This is a genomic window from Pseudomonas sp. NPDC088885, from assembly GCF_044750025.1.
GTDB lineage: Bacteria > Pseudomonadota > Gammaproteobacteria > Pseudomonadales > Pseudomonadaceae > Aquipseudomonas > Aquipseudomonas rustica.
Map to the genome: position 1 here is coordinate 80,880 of NZ_JBIVJB010000006.1, position 22,475 is coordinate 103,354.

Sequence of the window (22,475 nt, forward strand, 5' to 3'; positions counted from 1 at the left end):
TAAATCCCCTCGCCACAAGTGTTTTCATTCGCCCTACCAACTTAGCACTCATTCAAATCCTGCTTCGACTTGCTCTTCTCACCCAGCCCTTCAAGGTTAAACACCTCGCCCTCGCCCAACGAGCGGTAATGCCTGCGCAACGCCTCCAGCTGTTTCAAATCCAGCGCCTCCAGCCCGAGCATCGCGTTCTGCGCTTCCTTGGTCACCAGCAGCAACTCATCAATCTTCAAATGCAGAATGTCGGTGTCGCGGTTCTGCGTGTTCTGGATCAGGAACACCATCAGGAACGTGATGATCGTGGTCGAGGTGTTGATGATCAGTTGCCACGTATCGTTGTAATTAAAGATCGGCCCGCTCAACCCCCACAGCCCGATCAGGATCAACGCCCCCATAAACGTCTTCGGGCTACCGGCCCACAGAGCAAGCTTCTGGGAAATCTTCGCGAATTTCATAGCCGTATTCCTTATTGGGGGAGTGCATGAAATTCAGACACTGACGGCGTTGTGAAAATTCTAATTACAAATCAGTGAATGGAACCGGACGTTGGTAGGGCAGCGCAGGCCAGTCGGATCACGGTATGGTAGCGGCAGCTGTTTTTTCCAGGTTTTGAAGCAAACGCCTTACAGGAGAACGCAATGAGTTGGTCCGCCAAGCAATACGTCGCTTTCGAAGATGAACGCACCCGCCCCGCCCGCGATCTGCTGGCGGCGATTCCCACGGCAGAGGCGCGAGCGGTGGTTGATATCGGTTGTGGCCCGGGCAATTCGACGGAGCTTCTGCTGCAGCGTTTTCCTGAGGCGAAAATCTGCGGGCTGGACAGCTCGCCGGACATGATCGACGCGGCACGCAAGCGTTTACCGCAGTTGCAGTTCGAGGTGGCAGAGATTGATCGATGGGCGGACACCGGGCCGTTTGATGTGATCTTCGCCAATGCCGTGTTGCAATGGATGCCGGATCACGCAGCCTTGTTGCCCGCGTTGGCCAACAAGTTGTCGGCGGGCGGCAGTCTGGCGATTCAGATGCCGGATAACCTCAACGAACCGTCTCACCGCTTGATGCGTGAAGTCGCCGCGAATGGCCCATGGGCCGCGAAGCTCGCCGGCGCGGCGGGGCAGAGGACGGACATGGCGAGTGCCAGCGATTATTTCTCGATGCTGCGCCCGCATTGTGCGCGGGTCGATGTCTGGCGCACGACGTATCACCATCAATTGTCGGGTGGCGCGGCAGGGGTGGTTGAGTGGTTCAAGGGTAGCGGGTTGATTCCGTTTTTGAGTCCGCTGACTGAAGCGGAGCGGGCGGAGTATCTGGAGCAATACCTGAGGGAAGTCGCGAAGGCTTATCCGGCGTTGGCGGATGGGTCGGTGCTGTTGCCGTTTCCGCGATTGTTTATCGTTGCGACTCGCTGAAACGAACGAATGCTTTGTTCGACTTGAGAGCGGTGGGATGGCGTCAAGCGAGCCCCTCACCCCAGCCCTCTCCCAAGGGAGAGGGAGCTGAATTGGGTGTTTTTCAGAATTTCAGTTCGGCTGAATATCCCAGGTCGATGTAGCTCGAACAGGCACCTCGGTCAGTTCCTTCTCCCTCTGGGAGAGGGCTAGGGTGAGGGGCTATTCCAAGGTTGAATCCGTTCAGTGCTGCACCGCGACCAGCATCATCATCGGTCGCTCCCGCTCTTCCGCCAGCGCCGGTTGTGCCGCCACCTCGGCATCACTCGGCCCCCATTCATTGACATGACGAATGGTGAACCCCGCCTCAATCAACGAATTGAGTAGCGTCCCGATCGTGCGATGCTGCTTGATCACGCCCTCCGCCAACCAATGGGTCACCCGCTCACCTTCCATCTGATAACCGTCCAGCGGCCAACGCTTGTTGCCCTCGCTATCAACCAGCCATCCCGGATTGCGCGGGGCCATAAAGATCGGATGCTCGATGGAAAACACAAAGTGCGCACCCGGTTTCAACGCCGCATACAGATGAGCAAACAGCCCCGACAAGTTCTTGATGTAGTGCAGCGCCAGTGAACTGTACGCCAGATCAACACTGCAAACCGGCAGGTCGAGCTGCTCAAGATCGGCACGTTCATAACGAATATTCGTCGCCACCGTAGTCTGCCGCGCGCGCTCCAGCATCTTCTCCGAAACATCCAGACCCAGCACATTGGCGGCACCGCTCTCACTGGCCCAACGGCTGAACCAACCATAACCACATCCCAGATCGACCACATTCAAACCATGCATGGCCGGCAGCAACGCTCTGAGTGCCGGCCATTCCGGCGCGGCATCGAGCCCGCCGATGGAGCGGTTCATCTGGCTGTAGCCCTGGAAAAACTCGGGATCGTCGTAGATGTTTTGCGTCATGGGATGAGTACTCTTTCAAAATTTTGTTGCAGAGAATGGCTCAGTTCCAATGCCTGTTAAGACAAAGACGAATTCAACCCTGCTGCAACACCTTCAAAGCCGCCGACGCGAGAAACCCCGAGCGGCTCTTTTCTTCCGGATGGTGCAACACATACTCATCAATACGATTAAGCAGGTGCCCCGGCAGGGTGATGTTGAGCTTCTGGGCTTTGCCCAAATATTTGACCACGTCGATGTCCACCACCGCCCACGCGCAACCGGCGTATTTCGGATTAGCCACATTCACGCCCAGTTTGCTGGCAGACGGGATAGGCGCACCGTCCTCGGCCAGAATCTCGAAATGGCCTTCGATCGCTTCGCGAGCCATGGCGACAGCATCGTCGAGGTCATCACCTGCGGAAAAACAGCCAGGAATGTCCGGCACTTCCACGCCCCAGGCGTGTTCGTTATCACCTATTGAAATCGCAATCGGATAAAGCATGTGTGTTGTCCTCCATGGCGCAACTGACTGAGTGAGTCAAAGCAGCGCCTGCTGCAAAATACTGATGGCCGTTTTTTTGAGCAGATCCTTCTTCGGATGCGGCACAGTGACCAAGCCGGGTTTGCTCGGATGCTTGAAGTGATGGTGACTGCCTCTGATCCTCACCAGATACCAACCGTCTGCGACGAGTTGGCCGATTAAAAAACGGCTATTCACAACACCTCCTTGTGGTGTGCTTGGTGGTTACTATACCTACTGAATTATCGTGATCAACATGCTAATCCCTGTGCGGTCATCGTCCTTTGATAGGCGCATCGGCTTAGTGCAGTCTAGGTAAGGCTCAGGGGAGGGTAAGGAGGGTGTGTTTCAAGGATTTGCGCTCGAGTTTTTACCAAACCCCAAACACAAAAAAACCGGCCTTTAAAACCGGTTTATCTTGCAGCCAGAAGCATTCAAGCCCCTGCAAGCAAGCTCTCGTAGGGGATTCGCAAGCCTTCATGCAAGCGCTTGATCATCGACAGGCTCAGTTTGCGCTTGCGATTCAATACCTCGGATACGCGTCCACTGGTGCCAATGAACGGTTCCAGGTCACGTGGCGTCAACCCCTGCTGTTCCATGCGAAATTTAATCGCTTCAATCGGATCGGAAGGTGGCATTGGAAAATGCTGGTCTTCGTACTTCTCGATCAGCAATGCGAGAATTTCCAGCTCGTCGCCCTCAGGCGAGTTGAGTTCGGCGCCCCACAACTGCTCCATGCGTGCAAACGCGGCGGCGAGGTCTTCCGGACTCCGAATGGGTTTGATGTTCATTACACGGTCTCCGCGTTAATCTGGTCATATTGGGCATGGCTGCCAACGAAGCGGATGAAGCCGAGCTGCCGTTGATAGTCGATCGCCAAAATCACTCGATACTTGTTACCGCCGATATTGAACACCACTCTTGCGCCTTTAAGGATGCTTGCTGTTCTCAGTTCGGCTTTTACTGCCTGTGGCGTACGGTATTCGGCCTTTTCCATGTGTCGATACCATTCAACAAGCGGTGTCTCGGAGTCAGCGAAAGCAGGATGGCTTTCCCAGAATTGCCGCAAAGTTGATCTTGCCATTATCCGCATCCATGCCTCCTCCCGTTTTGGGAGATATTAGTCGTCGCTTTGCAGAGACGCAATGTGAAATATCCAGTGCAAGGGGCAAAACGGCTGCCCCTTTGATCAGAATAGGAGGCGTGTAGTGAGAGGAGGTGTGGTTTATTTTTCAAGAAGTGACCGGCTGGCACTGCTCTTCTCAGTGACTCAAAAAAAACAGCCGAATGGCTGGTTCATATCGCAGAAGTCCAAGCCTATTTCCGACGCAGATTTGCGACGTTATCGTCGATCCGGTTTTGGATAGTGAGCAATGTCTCCCGGGTGATCAAATCGGGATAAAGACGTTCGGCCGTCACTGAAAACTCACTGGCAATGTCGCAAACCCCATCAATCATTTCAGCGGCTTTATTGGCTGGAACCTCTGCTTCCCGCGCAAGCTTGAGCATGGCCTTGCGTTCAATTTCCAGGGCTTCACCCATCACGTCCATCTGATGATATCCACCAGGCCCCTCGCAAAAAGTGACGTCGTAAGCCGGCGCCAGCTTCCATTCGCCGCTGGCAGTCATGAGGTAGGCGAAGTTTTTCGGGTGATCGTCGCGGTTGTTGAAGGCGACATTAAAAACCACGCGTTCGAATGCTAGTGCTTTTTCTCGAACGTCGTTGGTGCATTTGTGAGTGGCGCGCAAGAAATTGACGTAATCCAATGCACCCGGGGATTGGAAATCCGCGCCGGTATAAGCCGCGAGACTTTGCATGGGCACACGTAAGCCATCTTGGCGATCGAAGCGTTTGCTGGCGAAGGCGGCCATTCCGTCAGGCAGGCTGAAATACTGAGTATCAGGTGTCTGGATGCCGCACATGCGCAGGCATTCGGCGTAAACCATTTCTATGGCGCAGACTTCGGGGTGTTCTTGCTGTGCGGGGAATTTCACCAGCCAGGCTTCAAACCCCGGCGTGGCCGCAGTGGTAAAGATTTCGGTTTCAGGGTCGCGATAAACCAAAGCCTTGGGTCTGGCGCCTTGCGGAGAGCCTCCTACCAGCAGCAGTTTTTGCAGGAGTTCGCCACCTTCGCCTTTGAGCACTTCGCGTACTTCGGTTGCCAGCAGGGCAATGGGAACATGGATCTGCGGTTCCAGCGCTTCGGGTGCAACCGGCTCAAACGACATGGCGCCCATGGCATTGTTGCCGATGTAGGCCAGTCGCTCCAAAGGGCCAATTCGCGCCGGGTTGAGCCCGCGGCGTTTGAACAAGCGATCCATCAAAAGCATGCCCCAGCCGTCAGGCAGGGAATCATAGACCGGGCCGGGCAGACTCATTTGATGAGACGGAAAATCCCGTCGCAGCCGGGTTCCCTCTAGTGGAAGGCGCAAGGACGATAATTCCAGTCCTTTCTTTTTGGCCTCATCACTGAACTCAAACGCAATGAGCGGCCGGCCGGTCAAGGCCGTTGTGGAAACGAGCGTGCCCCACCGCCAGCGTTCGCCCCAGCCATCGTAGAAGACATCAACCTGTTCAAGCATCGTCGGATTTCCTTTTGATGCGATGACGCTTGGCGCTTTTTTCGTAGCGCAAGATGTCATCGAGGGTATCGAGCTTTGGCTGGAACAACCCTTCAAGCTCTTTACCACGTCCAAGCACCATGGCCACTCGCACCAGGCTCTCGAAACTCACATTGCGCCCGGCTTCCATGCTGGACACTGTGTTGCCACCGACGCCTGCGCGTGAGGCCACATCGGCTTGCGACATGCCAAGCGCCAAGCGCTCCGTACGTAGACGTGAGCCCAGTTTTTTAATGATTTCGTCAGGCGTGCTGAGGCCTAAATCCAACATGATGTGTCTACTGCCTGGAGAATGCTTCAACGAATGAAAGGTGCGATCACTCAAATCGTTTAGCGAGAAACGATAACTCCTGAATATTGTGGCTTATCTTCAGAAATTAGCAATAACTCACAATATAAGGGAATTAAAACAAGGTGAGCGCTTCGTGTTCACTGCACTTACCAAACCCCAGACACAAAAAAACCGGCCCTATAGGCCGGTTTTCTGTATTCCTGCATCCCCCGTCAAAAAATCACGACGTGAGACAAAATTTGATTGGAGCGGGTAGAGGGAATCGAACCCTCGTCGGAAGCTTGGGAAGCTACTGTTCTACCATTAAACTATACCCGCTCAGAGCGGCTGACTTTGTACCAGACTCGGCCACGGATTTGAAGTTTCTTTTGCAAAATAAGCCTTTGAATCGTTGAAAACGGTCAATCGCGGACGAGCGCTGCGGGTCGCAAATCAAAAGCTCAACCCCGCAGGCTCGCGCGCGACGACACTTTTTCAAATAGCCAATGCATGTTGATCCTGAACAAACGAGTAACGCGTTCGGCTGGTTTGCTGCGCCGGTTTCAGAAAGCCGAGCAAGGCGTTCTGGCTATCGCGGCACGCCGCTTTGTGCTCCATATCGAGAAAATGCCCGGTGGCTTGCAGGGTGGTGAAGGTGCTCTGCGCGACGTGGTTGCCGAACAGGCGCGCATCGTCGGCGGCGGTGTATTCGTCCCATTCGCCGTTTAGAAACAGCACTGGCACGTTGATCTTTTTCGCCGCGTTCAAGTAGCACTGGCGGTCGCTGTGCAGCACGTCGCTGATGTGGAAATGCATCTGCCCGTATTCGTGCTCGGCCAGGCTGCTGACATGGCGGTAGTTGAAGCGCTTGAACAGCGAAGGCAAATGTTTGCCGATGGTGTCGTTGACCAGATGGCCGACGCGGTCGCCGTCGCGCTGGCCGAGGTAGTCGACGCCACGTTCAAGGTAGTCGAGCATGTGCGCGTTGATCACCGGCGAGAATGAGCTGATCACCGCCCGTTCGATACGCCGAGGCTGGTGGGCGAGGGCGACCAGAGTCGCAGCACCGCCCCAGGAAAACGACAGCACGTGCTCTGCGCCAAAGTGGTCAATCAGCTCCAGCAGGATTTGCCCTTCGACTTCCTTTGTCAGATGTTTCTCGTGGCGGTTGTGGGCTTTTGACCGACCCGCGTAGGGCTGGTCGTAGCAGACCACGTTGAATTGCGGGTGCAGGTTCTTCACGGTTTGTGCAAACGACGCAGTCGTGGCCATCGAGCCGTTGACCAGAATGATGGTCTTTTCTGCGGCGTCTGCGCGATAGAACTCCGTGTAAACCCGATACTGACCCTGTATATCCAGCACAGCGATTTCTGGCCTCATGTCATAAGACTCCTGGCAAGCAAGCGGGTATGCGCGCAATGGTGAGATTGCACGAGCTTTGTGACAGGTAGGCATACGCCTGGAATTTGCTTGGCCCATGTCGATCCGATAAGGCAGGTCGACGGGTATTGTTATTGGCGGGCAGTTTGTCGGCTGAGGCGCAGCCCTTGGGGCTGACGACCGACAAAAAGTTTCTTGGAAGTATGTTGTGACTCGTCGGTCACATTTCGGCCGACATCCTGATTCAAGCAGGGGAGGCAGGATCGCGCAAGTGCCGTTGGTAAATTGTTCGACAACTTCTGCTCAGCGGTCGCGGGCTTAGAACAAATGAATCTCTTCGGTGCGCAAAGCGCGGTATTCGCCCGGTTTTAGCGCGTCATCAAGCTGCAACAGCCCCATGGATTCACGGTGCAAGCGCAGGACTTTGTTGTTGAAGAAACCAAACATGCGCTTCACCTGATGGTAACGCCCCTCGACGATGCTCAGCCGCGCCGAGCGTGGGCCGAGCAGCTCCAGTTGCGCCGGCTGCGTGGTCAGATCCTCGAACGCGAAGTAAATCCCCTCGGCAAAGGTGATCGCATATTCCGCGCCAATTTCCTGCTCGGTCTCGACGTAATAGACCTTCGGCAGTTTGGTCTGGGGCTGGGTCAAGCGCCGCGACCACGCGCCGTCGTTGGTGATCAGCATCAGCCCGGTGGTGTTGAAGTCCAGACGCCCGGCGATGTGCAGGTCGTCCTTGTTCGGTTCATCGATCAGGTCGAGCACGGTCGGGTGTTGCGGATCGCGAGTGGCGCTGACGCAGCCGGGCGGTTTGTGCAGCATGAAATAGCGCGCCGGTTTGCCGACTTGCAGCACTTCGTCATCAACCTCTACGCGACTGAACTCCAGGACCTCGCTGTGCGGATCGCTGACGACTTTTCCGTCAATCCGCACGCGCTTTTCCACCAGCAACAGGCGCACCTGCTGACGGTTGAAGCGCGGTAGATTGCTGAGGAAACGGTCGACGCGCATGTTCAGTGTTCGATCAATGAAGGGGCGCGCATCTTACGGGATCGGCCGCTTGGCCGCTTGCAGTTGCGCCTCGACCTGCGCGCAACGCGGGCACAGACACGATTGGTTGCGCAGTGCTGGCGGCAGCGCTTCGAGCACCGCCGGGTCGATGCTGACGCCGTAGCACCAGCATTCGCGGTCGGCGGTACGCGGGTCGGCCAGGCTGCAGTCGTTGCGGGCGCCGCAGGCCGGGCAATGGTCGGGTTTAACGTCGGAATCAGGCATAAGTCGAGTGAGGCATTTCCACGCAGGTGCGGTTGCGGCCGGTTTGTTTGGCCCGGTACATCGCATGATCGGCCCGCGACAGCAGACTGTGCAAGGTGTCATCGCGTTGCAGGGTGGTGGCGCCGATGCTCACCGTCAGATTCAGGGTGTGACCGTTGTAGGCATATTCCTGTTGTTCGACGTGCTGACGAATTTTCTCGGCGATGTTCTGACCGGTGTCGCCGTCGGTGTCTTTCAGCAACACGATAAATTCCTCACCGCCCCAACGGCAGACGATGTCGGCGTGGCGCAGGCAACTTTGCAGATCGCGGGCGAAGCCAATCAACACCTGATCACCGGCCATGTGCCCGTAGGTGTCGTTCAGCGCTTTGAAGTGATCGAGGTCGATCAGCAACGCCGTCAGCGGTTTGGTCTCGCGTTGCGCTTCGTGCAGGGCTTGCGCGGCGAGCAGGTCGAAGCCGCGACGGTTGGGCAGTTCGGTAAGGCTGTCGAGGGTCGCCTGCGCCTGGATCTTGCGCTGATAGCGTTTGATCACGCGATTGAGCAACGCCAACACGCTCAGCGTCACCAGCAAGCAGATCAACAGATTGAGATAGAGCGACTGACGGATTTCGCTCAACGCACCGTCTTCGCGTTTATCGACGAACAGGTACCAGTTCAGCTCGGGAATGAAGCGCACGTTGAGAAAATGTCCTTGGCCTTCAGCGGAATACTCGTAGCTGCCGCTGTGCGGTTTCGGCAACTGACTGACCAGGCTTTTCATGCTCTCGATTTCGCCAAGACTCTGGCCGATGTGTGCGCCTTCCGGGCCACCTTCGGCGCCGGTCAGCACCAGTCGGCCAAAGGTGTCGACGAAGTACACGCTGCGTTGATAGCGCTGCTGGTATTTGTCGATCAGCTTGATCACTGCGTCGACGGTCAGACCGACGCCGGCCGCGCCGATGAATCGGTCGTGATAGTCGTAGACTTTGTAGTTGATGAAGAAGGTCAGGTTGTCCTTGTTGGCCAGATCGGGGTCAACGTTGATCTCGTACGGATCCTTCATGTCGCGCACGCGGAAGTACCAGGCGTCGCGCGGTTCTTCGACTTTGATCTGCTTGAGCACGCCTTTGGCGTGGTAGTAGGTGAGGGTGCTGTTGGAGACGAAAAACGCGGTGTAGGCGCCGTAATGGGTCATGACCTCGTTGAGGTAGCGAGTCATTTGTTCGGGGTTTTGCTCGCCGTTGACCACCCAGTCGCGCATGAAGGTGTCGCGGGACATCATCGAGGAAATCAGGATCGGTCGGACGAGGTCTTTCTGGATTTCCGAATAGACCGTGTCGGACGTCAGCGGCAGCTCGGTGTTGACGATGTTGTCGCGGATCGAGGCGCGTGAGGCGTAGTAGCTCAGCAGGGACGTGGCAAGGAAACCGGCGCCGAGCAGAGCGATCAGCGTGAGTACCAGCGAGCGTTGGGAGTACAGCGCAGATCGATGCGGCATGGCAGTTCCGTTGGCAGTGGCCCGATGGCATGCATTCTAGTGGGACTGCGGGGAAATAACTGCTCCATGTGCGGCGCGAATGGTCGTTCCCGTATTTCCATGTTGCTACGCTGTCCCTGTAGGAGTGAGCCTGCTCGCGATAGCGGTAGATCAGTCACATCTTCGGTGAATGTCATACCGCTATCGCGAGCAGGCTCACTCCTACAGATGGCGGTCAGGCCAGGGTTTTCAGGTAGGCCCGCCAGCCGCCGAGGTGGCTGATGTCTTTGGCGCCTTCAAGACCATACTGCTCACAAATAAACCCACTCTCCCAGCGCCCATCCGCCAATTGCACCTTGCCCAATCCCAGCGGCGCCGGAATCCCCATCAGAAACGAACCCAACTCGTTGCTCGGCAACTCCCACACCTCCACCGCAATCGCCACGCCGCCGTCCTTCACCCGCACCATTCCCGGACGCAACGGCGGGCCGCCGGCCAAGGCGTGCAGTTGATAATCCTGCGAGCTGAACGTGGTTTCGATCAACCGCCCACCGCGCTGCGTCAGTTGCCAGTTCAACGCCAACCCTTGCAGATGTGCGCCACACACCACAATCCGCGCACGATCATTGCGCGCTACGTTCGCGGGCGTCGGCAATGCAGTGTCCTGCTGACGCTGCATCGCATCCGCCACACTCAACAGATATTGATCGGTAAACACCCGCCCAAACAGCGTCACGCCCCACGGCATCCCGTTAGCCATAAATCCGCTCGGCACGGCGACGGCGGCGTAGTCGAGCAGGTTCATGAAGTTGGTGTAGTAACCCAGTTCAGAATTGCGCAGCACCGGTTCGGCGTGCAGTTCGGCGAGAGTCACCGGGCGGCCGATGGTCGGCGTCAGTACACAGTCGAGACCTTCGAGTGCTTGATCGCACAGCGCTTTCAACGCTTGCAGTCGGTACTGCGCGCGGAAAGTCTGCACGCCGCTCACCGCCGGGGCTTTGGCCAGCACGGCGCGGATCACCGGCAAAACGGCTTGCGGATTCTGTTCCATCAATTCGCCGGCAACGCTGTAACGCTCGGCGACCCACGGCCCTTCGTAAAGCAAACGCGCCACTTCAAGAAATGGCGTCAGGTCCAGTTCAACCGCTTCGCCACCCAAGGCCTTGAGTCGGTCGATGGCATCGCCGAACAACAGCGGCCCTTCGACACAGCCGAAAAACTGCAGATCCTGCGCACGCGGCACACCGAAACGAAATGGCCGTGGCGCACCAAACGCCGAGCCGTCATTCCACGACGGATTGCGGCGGCTGTACTCATCGCGCGGATCGAGTTTCGCGGTTAACGCCAGCAACTGACTGGCCTCGCGCGCCGTTGCGGTAAACGTGGTCACGCAATCCAGCGTACGGCACGCCGGCACCACACCGGCGGTGGAGATCAGCCCCTTGCTGGCCTTCAATCCGAGCAGATTATTCAACGCCGCCGGCACCCGACCGGAGCCTGCGGTGTCGGTGCCCAAAGCAAAACTCGCCACGCCCAAGGCCACCGCCAGCGACGAACCGGCGCTGGAACCGCCCGATGGATATTCCGGCAATACGCTGTTCGGGCAGGCGCCATAAGGCGAGCGGCTGCCATTGAGCCCCGTGGCAAATTGATCGAGGTTGGTCTTGCCCAGCGGAATCGCCCCCAACGCGATCAGTTGCTCGACGATGGTCGCCGAGCGCTCCGGCACATAAGCAAAATCCGGGCACGCGGCGGTGGTCGGAATGCCGGCCAGATCGATGTTGTCCTTGATCGCAAACGGCACGCCGTACAGCGGCAGACTTTCGGGATCACGACCATCGAGGGCCGCCAGATACGGCTCCAGTTCGGCGACGCTGAGCAGGTGGATGAACAGGTGGTAATCCGGGTTCAGCGCGGCTGCTTTGTCGCGCAGTGTCGGCAGCAGTTGACGCGGTGTGGTGTCACCATTGCGGTACGCCTGGCGCAGAACATCGAGTTGCAGATTCATGAGTTGATCCTTATTCAATTGGCTTCAGTCGAGTTCCAGCACCACGACCCGTTGTCCCGCACGCACCGCCGAACCGGGTTGCACACGGATCTCGCGCACCACGCCGGCCATCGGCGCGAGCAGCGGGATTTCCATCTTCATCGACTCGAGAATCACCAGCACATCGCCGGCCGCAACACGGCTGCCAGCCTCGACCTGCACCTGCCAGAGATTGCCGGCGATGTGGCTGTCGACGCTGTGTTCACCCTCCGCCAGCAGCGCGTCCTCGCAGGATTCGACCACCGCTTCTTCGCTGTCGAAATGCGCCTGACCACTGGCGATCCAGCGTTCGCGTTCGGCATTGAAGGCACCCTGTTGCTGAGCGCGAAAGGCGCTGATGCCCTCGGCTTCACGACTGAGAAACGCTTGGTAATCGGCGAGGTTGAGCTGGCTGTGTTCGATGTTCAGATCGAAGCGCCCCAGCGGAAAATCGCGGCGGATGCGCAGCAGTTCTTCAGCGCTGACCGGGTAGAAACGGATCTGATCGAAGAAGCGCAGCAGCCACGGTTTACCGTCGAACGCGGCGACTTCGCGGTAGCGGTTCCACATCTGCAAGGTACGCCCGACAAACTGATAACCGCCCGGGCCTTCCATGCCGTACACGCACATATAAGCGCCGCCGATGCCCACCGAATTCTCGGCCGTCCAGGTGCGCGCCGGGTTGTATTTGGTGGTCACCAAACGGTGGCGCGGATCGAGCGGTGTGGCCACCGGCGCACCGAGGTAGACATCGCCGAGGCCCATCACCAGATAGCTCGCATCGAATACGGTGCGCTGCACTTCGTCGAGATTCGGCAGGTCGTTGATGCGGCGGATGAACTCCAGATTGCTCGGGCACCACGGCGCGTCCTTGCGCACGGTGGTCATGTATTTCTCGATCGCCAATTGGCAGGCCGGATCGTCCCAAGACAGCGGCAGATGGACGATGCGCGACGGCACTTGCAGGTCGTTGGCGGCGCACACCGCGTCCCATTCGCCGGCGATGATGCCGAGCAGATCGGCGAGCGGCAGTTGCTCCGGCTGGTAATGGATTTGCAGCGAGCGGATGCCGGGGGTGAGGTCGATCACGCCGTGCAGGGCTTTGTGTTCCAACGCTTGCATGAGGGCGTGGGCGCGGAAGCGCAGGACGAGATTGAGCTCCGGCTCGCCGATTTCCAGCAATAGATGGGTATCCCCGGAAACCCTCGCAACAAGCCGCTGATCCCCCTGACCCAACGCCAACACTACAGGCGACAAAAGCCCCTGTAGGCCTTCGCCTGCTTGCGATGAAGTTGATGCGGTGTCTGATCTGGCCTCTTCGCGAGCAGGCTCGCTCCCACAGGGGAGATCCCATTTCAGGGCGAGGTTGCGGGCGGTTTTGAGGTCGATCGGAATGAACTGGACTTTATCGCCCGCCTTGAGCTGCCCCAGTTGCCACAGATCCGCCTCGATCACCGTCACCGGGCAGACAAATCCGCCAAGGCTCGGGCCATCCGGGCCGAGGATCACCGGCATGTCCCCGGTGAAATCCACCGCGCCGATGGCGTACGGATTGTCGTGAATATTCGACGGATGCAACCCGGCTTCACCTCCGTCCGCGCGTACCCATTCCGGCTTCGGCCCGATCAAGCGAACGCCGGTGCGGCTCGAGTTGAAATGTACTTCCCATTGGGTTTCAAAGAACGTGCCGATGTAGTGCTCAGTGAAGTATTCCGGCGCAGCGTGCGGGCCGTAAATCACCCGAATCTGCCGCACCGCAGGTAACGCGGTGACGTGTGCTTCGGCCAGTTGTTGACCGCTGCTGTGATCAGTCAGAGCAGGCACATGCAACACATCACCCGCGCGCAACGCGCGACCACCATGCCCACCAAACTGACCCAACGTGAAAGTGCTTTTGCTACCCAGATAATCCGGCACCTGCAAGCCACCGCGCAGGCACAGATAGCTGCGAGTTCCGGCACCGCTGATGCTACCGAGATACAACGTCGCACCCGCCGGGATCAGCAGGGCGGTGTTCATCGGCACGCTGTCACCCTCAAGCGTCAGCGCGATCGGCGCACCGGTCACCGCGATCACCGCTGCACAATTGAAGCGCAGCAGCGGCCCGCTCATGGTGATTTCCAGCGCCGCCGCGCCTTCAGCATTGCCCAGCAAGCGATTGCCCAGACGCAGCGCGCGGCTGTCCATCGGCCCCGACGGCGGCACGCCGACCGCCCAGTAACCGAGGCGACCGGGATAATCCTGCACGCTGGTTTGCGTGCCTGCGCTGAGCACTTCAAAAGTGTTGGCGCGATAGACCAGACCTTCCAGACAACGCGTCCACGGCTCACCGCTGGCGAACGGCGTGTCGAGGAGAATCTGCCGCAGGTAATCACGGTTGGTTTCCACGCCGTACAACAGACTGTCGCCCAGCGCTTGATGCAATTCGGCCCGCGCCTGTTCGCGGTTGGGCGCCCAGGTAATGACCTTGGCGATCATCGGATCGAAATACGGCGGGATCTCGCAACCCGCCTCGACCCACGTGTCGATGCGCAGTTGAATACCGTTGGCCGGCGGAAACTGCACTGCCGTCAGCAGGCCCGGGCTCGGCTGGAAATCACGCCCCGGATCTTCCGCATACAGCCGCGCCTGAATCGCATGGCCTTCGGGTTTCAACTGACGAGATAACTCGCTCAGCGGCGGCAGATCACCGGCGGCCAGCTCCACCATCCAGCGCACCAGATCCACGCCCCAGACCTGTTCGGTGACACCGTGCTCGACCTGCAAGCGCGTGTTCACTTCGAGGAAATAGAAGCGCTGCGCCTCGCTGTCGAAAACGAATTCCACGGTGCCGGCGCTGCGGTAGTTAACGGCTTTCGCCAGTTTGATCGCCGCCGCGCACAGCTCTTCGGCCATGCCATCCGGCAGGTTTGGTGCCGGGGTTTCTTCGAGGACTTTCTGATTGCGCCGTTGCACCGAGCAGTCGCGCACGCCGAGGGCGATGACTTCACCGCGACCATCGCCGAACACCTGCACTTCCAAATGGCGGGCGCGCTGGATGTACTTCTCGATGAACACGCCGGCGTCGCTGAAGTTGTTCTGACCGAGGCGTTTGACTGCCTCGAACGATTCGCTCAATTCGCTGGCGCTGCGGCACACGCGCATGCCAATGCCGCCACCGCCAGCGGTGCTTTTCAGCATCACCGGGTAGCCGACTTGTTCGCCAGCAATCAGCGCGGCGTCGAGGCTGTCGAGCAGTTCGGTACCTTCGAGCATCGGCACGCCGTGTTGTTTGGCCAGTGCGCGAGCGGTGTGCTTGAGGCCGAATACGCGCAGCTGCTCTGGCGTCGGGCCAATGAAGGCGATGTTCTGCGCTTCGCATGCTTCGGCGAACGCGGCGTTCTCGGACAGAAATCCGTAGCCGGGATGGATCGCCGTGGCACCGCTTTGCTTGGCGATGGCGAGGATTTTGTCGACGGCCAGATACGTGCCGGCAGCGGCGCCTTCACCGAGGCTGTGCGCTTCATCGGCTTGCAGGATGTGCAGGCTGGCGGCGTCGGCTTCGGAATACACGGCCACGCCTTTGACCTGCAATGAGGCGAGGGTGCGCAGGATGCGGCAGGCAATGGCGCCACGGTTGGCGATGAGGATTTTTTCGAACATGGCATAACCCCTGAAGGGGAAGCGGGCCGTCCCGCCGTTTTTCGACAGACATCCGGGCCGTCCCGGATGAAAAAACACGTCTCTCAAACTCACCACAGCCCCCCTGTGGGAGCGGGCTTGCTCGCGAAAGCGGTGTGTCAGTCAGCGGTGATGTATCTGATACACCGCATTCGCGAGCAAGCCCGCTCCCACAGGTTGATCAGGGGTGTTTGGGGGATTTCAGGCACTGCCCGGAGCGCGCCTGGCACAGGGCGAAAAGCAAGCGGCGTAAACGGCGGATAGTCAGTTCCATACCAGCAGCTCCGCAGGTGTCGGGTTGTAGGCATTGCACGGATTATTCAACTGCGGACAATTGGAAATCAGCACGATGACATCCATCTCCGCGCGCAAATCCACATACTTGCCCGGCGCCGAAATTCCGTCTTCAAACGTCAGCCCGCCGTCCGCCGTGACCGGCACATTCATGAAGAAATTGATGTTCGGCCCGATGTCGCTTTTGCCCAAGCGTCCGTCATGCACACAGGCGCGCAGGTAGTTGTCGCGGCAGCTGTGCATGTAGCGTTTTTCCAGGGCGTAACGCACGGTGTTGCTCTCTTGCGCGCACGCACCGCCGAGGGTGTCGTGGCGTCCGCAGGTGTCGGCGACGATGGTCAGCATCGCGTGGCCGAGGTTGGAATAGAGCACGCTGCCGGTGCTCAGGTAGACGCTGTTCTGTCGGCGCAAAGTGCGTTGCACGTCATAGCGTTCCTTGGGATTGGCGACGCTGTAGAACAACGTATCGACCGCTTGATTACCTTCCAGATCAAGGATGCGCAGGGTCTGCCCGGCCTTGACCTCCATCAGCCACGGCTCACCGGCCGGGATCGTGGCGCGGTACACAGCAGCGTCGGGTTGTTTTTGCGAAGTGGCGATAGCAACTGACATGGCAGCGATCCTCAGGCGAACAAACAGTCGGTGTTGATAAAGCCGCGCTCATTTTCCGGGCGCGAAGTGCGGCAGTGTTCGGCGACGCTGGCGTCGGCGTTCATCCAGCTCAGCTTCAGCGGTTTTGGTGCATATTCCGGCGCCGGATCCATCGGGTGTTGCAGCGCGGTGAGCACCACCAGCGTGTCCATCGGCGCGTACAGTTCGATGTAGTCGCCGGCCTTGGAATTGCCCTCGACGAAGTGGAAACGCCCGGCCTCATCGACGTTGACGCGGCTGAACAAATTGAGGGTCATCAACAGGTCGGACAGGCCCAAACCCCACTTGCCGAGTTCCACCAACAGGTTGTCGGTGCCGTTGCGAAAGAAGCCGTTGCGCAATTCCTGATAGCGGCCCTGACCGTACTTTTCTGCGACCTCTTCGGCGCAGAGCACACCGCCGAGGCTGTCGCTCCAGCCGCACGTGTCAGCAGTGATTGCGGCCAGCACGCGGCCCATGTCCGAGTACAGGCAGTGACCGCTGGTGAGCTTGGCGGTGTGTTGGCATTTGAGGCTGTCGGGCAGGTTCAGCCGTTCGGTTTTTTCGTTGGCATTGAGCAGGGTCAGGCTGACGTTGGCGCCGCCGCGCAGATCGGTCAGGCGCAGCAATTGGCCGCGCTTCAACACGAAGGAACGGTGGCCGCCACCGGGGAGCATTTCTTCGGCGAACGGTGGAAACAGTTGGGTCGAATCAGTCATCGGCTTATTCATCAGAGCAGTCCTCTCAAGCGGTGCGAAGGGCGCCTGCCAGTGGCAACGGCAGGGCGTCGACGGCGGCGCGTTGGGCGCGGCGGTCGCTGTTCAAAGGGATGTCGTAGGTGATGCGTGCGCCATAGGCGCCGGGGGCGTGCGGGTCGAGCCGCACTTTGTCGAACACCAGCAGACGCGTGCCGAGGCTGAAGCCTTCGGACAGATCATGAGTGACCATGAACACGGTCAGTCTGGTCTCGCGCCACAGCTCCAGCAGCAAGGCGTGCATGTCTTTACGGATGCCCGGGTCGAGCGCGCCGAACGGCTCGTCGAGCAGCAACACGCGCGGTTTCATGATCAGCGCCTGAGCAATCGCCAGCCGCTGCTGCATGCCGCCGGACAACTGCGCCGGGTACTTGTCCAGCGCATGACCGAGGCCGACTTTGTGCAGCAGCGCCGCAGCCTGTTCGCGCGCATCACGTTTGGCGCTGCCGAACAACCGCCCCAGTAACGGCGCACGCGGCAGTTCAAGGCCGAGGGCGACGTTGTCGAGCACGCTCAAATGCGGGAACACCGAGTAGCGCTGAAACACCACGCCACGGCTGGCATCCGGCTCACTGGCCAGCGCTTGACCGTCGAGCAGAATCTCGCCGCGACTCGCCGTTTCCTGGCCGAGCAGCAGGCGCAGGAAGGTCGATTTGCCGCAACCGGAGGCGCCGACCAAGGTGCAAAACTCACCTTCGTTGACGTTCAGATTCAAGCCTTCGAGCACCACTTGATCGGCGTATTGCTGCCAGACATTTTTCACGGTGATGAAGCTCATTTGGCCGCCCCCTCATACCAAGGGAAGGCCCGACGGGTCAGGGATTTCAGGCCCCAATCCATCAGCCAGGCGAGGAGGGTGATCCACACCACGTACGGCAGAATCACGTCCATCGCCAGATAACGCCGCACCAGAAAAATCCGGTAGCCGAGGCCGTCAGTGGAGGCGATTGCTTCGGCGGCAATCAGGAACAACCACGCCGAGCCGAGCATCAGCCGCAACGAGATCAGCAAACGCGGCAACAGTTGCGGCAGCACCACGCGCAGCATCAGCGTCCAAGTCGAAGCACCGAGGGTCTGCGCCTTGATCAGCAGTTCGACCGGTATTTCGCGGGCACGCTGCTCCAGATCACGAGCAAGCGCCGGGGTGATGCCGATCACGATCAGCATGACTTTCGACAACTCGCCCAAACCGAAAACGATGAACAGAATCGGCAGAATCGCCAACGGCGGCACCATAGACAACACCGTCAGCAGTGGCGACAACGGCGCGCTGAACAGCGGCAGTGTGCCGGCGGCGATGCCCAGGCACAGCCCGGCGAGTGCAGCGATGCCGAGCCCAATGGCCAAGCGCCGCAGACTCGACGCGGTGTCCTGCCACAACAGGTAGTCACCGGTGCGGCTGTCGGCATTGAAGGCCAGACGTTTGACCGCATCGGTCATCTGCACGGCGCTGGGCAGCAGTTTGTCGTTAGGGTTGTCCGCCAGGCGCTCGGCCGAGCCCATGAAGTAGGCGAACAGCAGCAGAGCGAACGGCAGGATCACCAACAACAGGCGACTGGGGCGATCCGGGTGGCGATTGATCAGGCGCATGGCCAAATCCTCCGTGGCTTACAGCTTGGCGTCGGCAGCCATCTGCACGTAAGTCGGATCGAAACGCAGCTTGAGGTTGCCGGTGTCGCCGCTGGTCACGCCGTTGGCGAAGGCCATGCCGACCGCGCTGGTGTCTTTCGCGCCTTCACCGAGCAAGCCGTGCTGGAAGGAAAACTCGGCGACCTTGCGCATGGTTTCCGGCAGCTGTTGGCTGGTGGCGAAGTTCAGCGCTTCGCTTGGCGTGGCGAACAGTTTGGTGGTGTCGAGTTGTGCCTGGAATCCAGCGAGGTCGGTGCCCGAAGCTTTGGCCATGTGCTCCAGCGCAGCCTTGCTTGCGGCGTTCTTCGCGTTCATCAACTCGACCACTTCGAACCACGCGCCGGTCAGCGCTTTGCCCAGCTCCGGGTTGTCTTTGAGGGTGGCGCTGTTGACCACCATCATGTCCATGATCTCGCCGGGAATCTGGCTGGAGTTGAACACTTCGGTCACGCCCGGTTTGGCCTTGATGTCCGAGAGCATTGGGTTCCAGGTCGTCACTGCGTTGACCTGTTCGGTGTTGAATGCGGCGGAGATGTCGGCGTCGGAGGTGTTGACCACTTTCAGGTCTTTCTCGGTGAGGTCAACCGAATCCAGCGCGCGGGCCAGCAGGTAGTGCGAGACCGACAGTTCGACCAGATTGACGTCCATGCCCTTGAGGTCGGTGACCTTTTTGCCGTCGCCCTTGAGGACGATGCCGTCGTTGCCGTTGGAGAAGTCGCTGACAATCAGCGCCGTGCTGTCGACGCCGCCGGCGGCCGGAATGGTCAGCGCATCCATGTTGGTCATGGTGCAGCCGTCGAACTGGCCAGCGGTGTATTGATTAATCGATTCGACGTAATCGTTGAGCTGCACGACGTCGATCTTGATCCCGTATTTCTTCGCCCATTTATCGACGATGCCTTGGCTGCCTGCGTATTCCCATGGCATCCAGCCGGCGTAAATCGTCCAGCAGACGCTGAAGTGATCTTTCTGAGCGGCGGGGGCTTGGCTGCTGATGAGCGCAGCGAACGCGGCGGCGAGCAGGGCGGGCAAACGTAGTCGGGTCATGGCGGATTCTCCAGTTGATCAAGGACGGACAGGAAGGCAACGCGGCACCGCGAACGGTGGCTTGTCTCCCGGGCTTTTGTCCCGCCGTGTAACCTCAACTGGAGGTCGCCAACTCTCGGACCAGCCACTCGCGATTGCGAGCCGGAACCCTAGTCAGCCATTGCAAATTGTGGTGCCGCGAACCTGTGATATGACTCCTGCACAGGTTTGCTAAAGCGAGAGGCGTGCCAAGTCACGAAGAGCGCTCTGGCACGGGGCTGTGGGTCGGATCGGATTTGACGCGACGACGGGGCGGCGCTTTGTGTTGGTGCGCCGATGCACCGCGATGCAGCGTGAATGCCGCTGATCCGATGTCATGTTGCGGCTGGCACTTGGTTTGCGAATGCCAGTCAAAACAGGTGTCAGCCGGCCTGCGCCGACTGCGCTCGCAGGTCTTTCAGGAGGCCGCCATGCTCACTCACAAAACGTTGCGTCGGGTGCTGCTGTGCGCAGTGCTCGGTCTGGGGCTGTCCGGTTGTTATTACTACGGGCCACCCGCCGATGTGTATTACGCCCCTTCCTACTATCCCGGTTACTACTCGCCCTATTACTACGGTGGTTATTACGGCCCGCGCTACTTTTACGGCGGCCCGCGTTATTACTACGGCGGGTATGGCTACGGTTATCGTGGCGGTTACGGACGCGGTTATCACGGCGGCGGATATCACGGTGGCCACCATTAATCAGCGGCTGAATGACCGCGTCTGGCGGATGAACAAGCTTTCATAAATCACTTGTTTCAACTTGTTGCAGGGTCGCACCAGATTCGGAAAACGCTGTCTGATTTTTCGACAGTCACCGATTAAATGACTGTCGCCTGCCAGCGTCGCTGGTGCGGCCAACCCGCGGTCCAGGAGGCCGCCATGTATAGACGAATTCTTCTGCTTGCTGCGTTGATGTTTTCCGTTGCCGGTTGCGCCCCTTACTCCTACGCGGACTCGTATTACAGCTCCGAGGTTTACACGTCACCGGCACCGGCCTACTACAACACAGGCGGCACTTATTACAACGGCGGCAGCCGCTATTACGCCCAGCCGCGTTATTACCAACCGGCACCGCGGTACTACCAGCAACCGCGTTATTACCAATCGGCGCCGCGCTACTACCAACCGGCCCCACGCTACTACGAAAGCCGCCGCTGGCACGGCAATGACCGCGGCAATTGGGACGGCCATCGTCGCGGCGGTTGGGACAATGATCGCCGCGGTCGTGGCAACTACGACCGACACAGCGGCCGCGGCGATCACAACGGACGTGGCAACCGCTGGTAATCACCCGCAAACAGAAAGCGGCGCATGAAGCGCCGCTTTTTTTGTGCGCGAATTTTAATACTGCGTCAAATCCGCCAACGGGTGCCGCCCTTCCCAAACCTTGTGAAAGTGCGCCTCGACCACCGCGTCCGGCACGTTGTTGATGTCCGGCCAGTGCCAGTGCGGTTTCTGATCCTTGTCGATCAAGCGCGCGCGCACGCCTTCGCTGAATTCCGGGTGCCGGCAGCAATTGAGGCTCAGGGTGTATTCCATCTGGAAAACCTCGGCCAGCGACAGGTGCCGCGCACGAATGATCTGTTCCCAGACCAGATGCGCGGTCAGCGGCGAGCCTTCGCTCATGGTCTTCGCGGCCCGGGCGATCAACGGATCGCTGCTGTCGCGTTGCAGGCTGATGGCTTTCCAGGCGCAGGCCATGTCGCTGACGTCGAGCAGTTCGTCGATCTGCTGACGACGCGGCAGCCACTGCGCTTCGGGCATTTGCGCCACGGCTTCCTGCTGCAAAGCCTTGAGCAGACTGTTGAGCTGCCGATCGATCTGTTCCTGCCAGTTGAGCTGCAGCAGGCCTTCGATCAGTTCCGGTTGCTGTTCGTCGAGCAGGAAGCGGTCGGCCAGATCCAGATCGATCGCATCGCGCCCATTCATGTGCGCACCGGTCAGGCCGAGGAACAAACCGAGCTTGCCCGGCAGCCGCGCGAGAAACCAACTGGCGCCGACATCCGGATACAGACCAATGGTGATTTCCGGCATCGCCAAACGGCTGCTCGGCGTGACGATCCGCGTGCTCGCGCCTTGCAACAGGCCCATACCGCCGCCCAGCACATAACCGTGGCCCCAGCAGATCAGCGGTTTCGGATAAGTATGCAGGTTGTAATCCAATCGATATTCCGCGCTGAAAAACTGCGCGGCCAGCGGCGGCACTTCTCCGGGGTGGGCACGGCAGGCTTCAACCAGGCTGCGCACTTCACCGCCGGCGCAGAACGCCTTGGCACCATTGCCGCGTAACAGTACGCAGACGATTTGGTCATCCTTGGCCCAGGCGTCGAGTTTGTCGCTCAGGGCGTTGATCATCGGCAGGGACAGCGCGTTCAGCGACTTTTCAGCATCCAGGCTGGCGATACCGATGCGGGCGCCGTCGGTGCCGGTGAGTTCTTCGAAGTGCAGATTCATCGTGACCTCGATCGGGAATTTGAACGATCAGTATGATCGTTGTGGGGGAAAGTGCCGGATCTGCGTCAGATCAATTGACAAGCGTGGTCGGCTT

23 protein-coding genes, 1 tRNA gene and 1 riboswitch are annotated in these 22,475 nt (G+C 59.2%); of the genes, 3 read left to right on the forward strand and 21 right to left on the reverse strand.

Annotated features, from left to right (window positions below):
• Positions 1 to 41 precede the first annotated feature (41 nt).
• Positions 42 to 452 carry a low affinity iron permease family protein gene (locus ACIP1X_RS06260; protein WP_212545232.1) on the reverse strand — a complete coding sequence of 137 codons (411 nt, stop codon included), beginning with the start codon at positions 450 to 452 and terminating at the stop codon, positions 42 to 44.
• Between the two features lie 138 nt (positions 453 to 590).
• On the opposite strand from ACIP1X_RS06260, the gene tam reads away from it, so the two are divergent.
• Entirely contained in the window at positions 591 to 1,406 is an 816-nt protein-coding gene (gene tam / locus ACIP1X_RS06265; protein WP_400750440.1) for a trans-aconitate 2-methyltransferase, read from the forward strand.
• 222 nt (positions 1,407 to 1,628) lie between these two features.
• Here the strand turns inward: tam and ACIP1X_RS06270 are convergent, their stop codons facing one another.
• From ACIP1X_RS06270 to ACIP1X_RS06360, 19 genes are all read right to left on the reverse strand, one after another.
• On the reverse strand, positions 1,629 to 2,357 hold the full coding sequence (locus ACIP1X_RS06270) for a class I SAM-dependent methyltransferase (RefSeq protein WP_400750382.1): 729 nt from the start codon (positions 2,355 to 2,357) through the stop codon (positions 1,629 to 1,631).
• 73 nt (positions 2,358 to 2,430) lie between these two features.
• Entirely contained in the window at positions 2,431 to 2,838 is a 408-nt protein-coding gene (locus tag ACIP1X_RS06275) for a type II toxin-antitoxin system HicB family antitoxin (protein WP_400750385.1), read from the reverse strand.
• 36 nt (positions 2,839 to 2,874) lie between these two features.
• Positions 2,875 to 3,054, reverse strand: coding sequence for a type II toxin-antitoxin system HicA family toxin (locus ACIP1X_RS06280; RefSeq protein ID WP_159814214.1), 180 nt, complete (start codon positions 3,052 to 3,054; stop codon positions 2,875 to 2,877).
• Positions 3,055 to 3,290: 236 nt separating this feature from the next.
• The gene (locus ACIP1X_RS06285; RefSeq protein ID WP_053118008.1) at positions 3,291 to 3,647 is read right to left on the reverse strand and encodes a type II toxin-antitoxin system HigA family antitoxin; all 357 of its coding nucleotides are present in this window, start codon (positions 3,645 to 3,647) and stop codon (positions 3,291 to 3,293) included.
• Positions 3,647 to 3,949, reverse strand: a complete 303-nt coding sequence (locus tag ACIP1X_RS06290; RefSeq protein ID WP_400646664.1) for a type II toxin-antitoxin system HigB family toxin — start codon at positions 3,947 to 3,949, stop codon at positions 3,647 to 3,649. Before ACIP1X_RS06290 ends, ACIP1X_RS06285 begins: the two co-directional genes overlap by 1 nt.
• Before the next feature lie 224 nt (positions 3,950 to 4,173).
• Complete coding sequence (locus tag ACIP1X_RS06295; RefSeq protein WP_400750388.1) at positions 4,174 to 5,439, reverse strand: type II toxin-antitoxin system HipA family toxin; 1,266 nt, start codon at positions 5,437 to 5,439, stop codon at positions 4,174 to 4,176.
• On the reverse strand, positions 5,432 to 5,749 hold the full coding sequence (locus ACIP1X_RS06300) for a helix-turn-helix domain-containing protein (protein WP_400750391.1): 318 nt from the start codon (positions 5,747 to 5,749) through the stop codon (positions 5,432 to 5,434). The genes ACIP1X_RS06295 and ACIP1X_RS06300 overlap by 8 nt, the downstream gene beginning before the upstream one ends.
• Positions 5,750 to 6,014: 265 nt before the next feature.
• A tRNA-Gly gene (locus ACIP1X_RS06305) sits at positions 6,015 to 6,088 on the reverse strand.
• A gap of 156 nt (positions 6,089 to 6,244) precedes the next feature.
• Positions 6,245 to 7,129 carry an alpha/beta fold hydrolase gene (locus ACIP1X_RS06310; RefSeq protein ID WP_053118011.1) on the reverse strand — a complete coding sequence of 295 codons (885 nt, stop codon included), beginning with the start codon at positions 7,127 to 7,129 and terminating at the stop codon, positions 6,245 to 6,247.
• Between the two features lie 318 nt (positions 7,130 to 7,447).
• Positions 7,448 to 8,140, reverse strand: coding sequence for a pseudouridine synthase (locus ACIP1X_RS06315; RefSeq protein WP_400750394.1), 693 nt, complete (start codon positions 8,138 to 8,140; stop codon positions 7,448 to 7,450).
• Between the two features lie 33 nt (positions 8,141 to 8,173).
• Positions 8,174 to 8,404 (reverse strand): cysteine-rich CWC family protein, encoded by a 231-nt coding sequence (locus tag ACIP1X_RS06320; RefSeq protein ID WP_053118015.1) that lies wholly within the window; start codon positions 8,402 to 8,404, stop codon positions 8,174 to 8,176.
• Positions 8,397 to 9,884 (reverse strand): sensor domain-containing diguanylate cyclase, encoded by a 1,488-nt coding sequence (locus tag ACIP1X_RS06325; RefSeq protein WP_159814206.1) that lies wholly within the window; start codon positions 9,882 to 9,884, stop codon positions 8,397 to 8,399. Before ACIP1X_RS06325 ends, ACIP1X_RS06320 begins: the two co-directional genes overlap by 8 nt.
• 214 nt (positions 9,885 to 10,098) lie before the next feature.
• Positions 10,099 to 11,871, reverse strand: coding sequence for an allophanate hydrolase (gene atzF / locus ACIP1X_RS06330; protein WP_400750397.1), 1,773 nt, complete (start codon positions 11,869 to 11,871; stop codon positions 10,099 to 10,101).
• Between the two features lie 24 nt (positions 11,872 to 11,895).
• Positions 11,896 to 15,531, reverse strand: a complete 3,636-nt coding sequence (uca, locus tag ACIP1X_RS06335; RefSeq protein ID WP_400750400.1) for an urea carboxylase — start codon at positions 15,529 to 15,531, stop codon at positions 11,896 to 11,898.
• Between the two features lie 282 nt (positions 15,532 to 15,813).
• Entirely contained in the window at positions 15,814 to 16,455 is a 642-nt protein-coding gene (locus tag ACIP1X_RS06340; RefSeq protein ID WP_053118023.1) for an urea amidolyase associated protein UAAP2, read from the reverse strand.
• Between the two features lie 11 nt (positions 16,456 to 16,466).
• On the reverse strand, positions 16,467 to 17,192 hold the full coding sequence (locus ACIP1X_RS06345) for an urea amidolyase associated protein UAAP1 (protein ID WP_400750443.1): 726 nt from the start codon (positions 17,190 to 17,192) through the stop codon (positions 16,467 to 16,469).
• Between the two features lie 25 nt (positions 17,193 to 17,217).
• Positions 17,218 to 18,006, reverse strand: coding sequence for an ABC transporter ATP-binding protein (locus ACIP1X_RS06350; RefSeq protein WP_400750403.1), 789 nt, complete (start codon positions 18,004 to 18,006; stop codon positions 17,218 to 17,220).
• Positions 18,003 to 18,818, reverse strand: a complete 816-nt coding sequence (locus ACIP1X_RS06355; RefSeq protein ID WP_400750406.1) for an ABC transporter permease — start codon at positions 18,816 to 18,818, stop codon at positions 18,003 to 18,005. Before ACIP1X_RS06355 ends, ACIP1X_RS06350 begins: the two co-directional genes overlap by 4 nt.
• A gap of 18 nt (positions 18,819 to 18,836) precedes the next feature.
• On the reverse strand, positions 18,837 to 19,904 hold the full coding sequence (locus ACIP1X_RS06360) for a putative urea ABC transporter substrate-binding protein (protein ID WP_400750409.1): 1,068 nt from the start codon (positions 19,902 to 19,904) through the stop codon (positions 18,837 to 18,839).
• A 63-nt stretch (positions 19,905 to 19,967) separates the two neighbouring features.
• Positions 19,968 to 20,068, reverse strand: a riboswitch (guanidine-I (ykkC/yxkD leader).
• A 285-nt stretch (positions 20,069 to 20,353) separates the two neighbouring features.
• On the opposite strand from ACIP1X_RS06360, the gene ACIP1X_RS06365 reads away from it, so the two are divergent.
• Both ACIP1X_RS06365 and ACIP1X_RS06370 read left to right on the forward strand, forming a co-directional pair.
• Complete coding sequence (locus tag ACIP1X_RS06365; protein WP_053118030.1) at positions 20,354 to 20,626, forward strand: hypothetical protein; 273 nt, start codon at positions 20,354 to 20,356, stop codon at positions 20,624 to 20,626.
• A gap of 180 nt (positions 20,627 to 20,806) precedes the next feature.
• Entirely contained in the window at positions 20,807 to 21,214 is a 408-nt protein-coding gene (locus tag ACIP1X_RS06370; protein ID WP_212545220.1) for a hypothetical protein, read from the forward strand.
• A 54-nt stretch (positions 21,215 to 21,268) separates the two neighbouring features.
• Here ACIP1X_RS06370 and ACIP1X_RS06375 read toward each other — a convergent pair whose 3' ends face one another.
• A complete protein-coding gene (locus ACIP1X_RS06375; protein WP_400750412.1) occupies positions 21,269 to 22,381 on the reverse strand; it encodes an enoyl-CoA hydratase/isomerase family protein in 1,113 nt (370 codons plus the stop codon).
• Between the last annotated feature and the right edge of the window lie 94 nt (positions 22,382 to 22,475).

Bases quoted from the DNA above. Each gene is read 5' to 3' on its own strand.
- ACIP1X_RS06275 (WP_400750385.1), bottom strand. From the start codon at position 2,838: ATGCTTTATCCGATTGCGATTTCAATAGGTGATAACGAACACGCCTGG.
- ACIP1X_RS06355 (WP_400750406.1), bottom strand. From the start codon at position 18,818: ATGCGCCTGATCAATCGCCACCCGGATCGCCCCAGTCGCCTGTTGTTG.
- ACIP1X_RS06270 (WP_400750382.1), bottom strand. From the start codon at position 2,357: ATGACGCAAAACATCTACGACGATCCCGAGTTTTTCCAGGGCTACAGC.
- uca (WP_400750400.1), bottom strand. From the start codon at position 15,531: ATGTTCGAAAAAATCCTCATCGCCAACCGTGGCGCCATTGCCTGCCGC.
- ACIP1X_RS06285 (WP_053118008.1), bottom strand. From the start codon at position 3,647: ATGAACATCAAACCCATTCGGAGTCCGGAAGACCTCGCCGCCGCGTTT.
- ACIP1X_RS06290 (WP_400646664.1), bottom strand. From the start codon at position 3,949: ATGCGGATAATGGCAAGATCAACTTTGCGGCAATTCTGGGAAAGCCAT.
- ACIP1X_RS06260 (WP_212545232.1), bottom strand. From the start codon at position 452: ATGAAATTCGCGAAGATTTCCCAGAAGCTTGCTCTGTGGGCCGGTAGC.
- ACIP1X_RS06295 (WP_400750388.1), bottom strand. From the start codon at position 5,439: ATGCTTGAACAGGTTGATGTCTTCTACGATGGCTGGGGCGAACGCTGG.
- atzF (WP_400750397.1), bottom strand. From the start codon at position 11,871: ATGAATCTGCAACTCGATGTTCTGCGCCAGGCGTACCGCAATGGTGAC.
- ACIP1X_RS06370 (WP_212545220.1), top strand. From the start codon at position 20,807: ATGTATAGACGAATTCTTCTGCTTGCTGCGTTGATGTTTTCCGTTGCC.
- ACIP1X_RS06350 (WP_400750403.1), bottom strand. From the start codon at position 18,006: ATGAGCTTCATCACCGTGAAAAATGTCTGGCAGCAATACGCCGATCAA.
- ACIP1X_RS06300 (WP_400750391.1), bottom strand. From the start codon at position 5,749: ATGTTGGATTTAGGCCTCAGCACGCCTGACGAAATCATTAAAAAACTG.
- ACIP1X_RS06340 (WP_053118023.1), bottom strand. From the start codon at position 16,455: ATGTCAGTTGCTATCGCCACTTCGCAAAAACAACCCGACGCTGCTGTG.
- ACIP1X_RS06310 (WP_053118011.1), bottom strand. From the start codon at position 7,129: ATGAGGCCAGAAATCGCTGTGCTGGATATACAGGGTCAGTATCGGGTT.
- ACIP1X_RS06325 (WP_159814206.1), bottom strand. From the start codon at position 9,884: ATGCCGCATCGATCTGCGCTGTACTCCCAACGCTCGCTGGTACTCACG.
- ACIP1X_RS06320 (WP_053118015.1), bottom strand. From the start codon at position 8,404: ATGCCTGATTCCGACGTTAAACCCGACCATTGCCCGGCCTGCGGCGCC.
- ACIP1X_RS06375 (WP_400750412.1), bottom strand. From the start codon at position 22,381: ATGAATCTGCACTTCGAAGAACTCACCGGCACCGACGGCGCCCGCATC.
- ACIP1X_RS06360 (WP_400750409.1), bottom strand. From the start codon at position 19,904: ATGACCCGACTACGTTTGCCCGCCCTGCTCGCCGCCGCGTTCGCTGCG.
- ACIP1X_RS06315 (WP_400750394.1), bottom strand. From the start codon at position 8,140: ATGCGCGTCGACCGTTTCCTCAGCAATCTACCGCGCTTCAACCGTCAG.
- ACIP1X_RS06365 (WP_053118030.1), top strand. From the start codon at position 20,354: ATGCTCACTCACAAAACGTTGCGTCGGGTGCTGCTGTGCGCAGTGCTC.
- ACIP1X_RS06345 (WP_400750443.1), bottom strand. From the start codon at position 17,192: ATGACTGATTCGACCCAACTGTTTCCACCGTTCGCCGAAGAAATGCTC.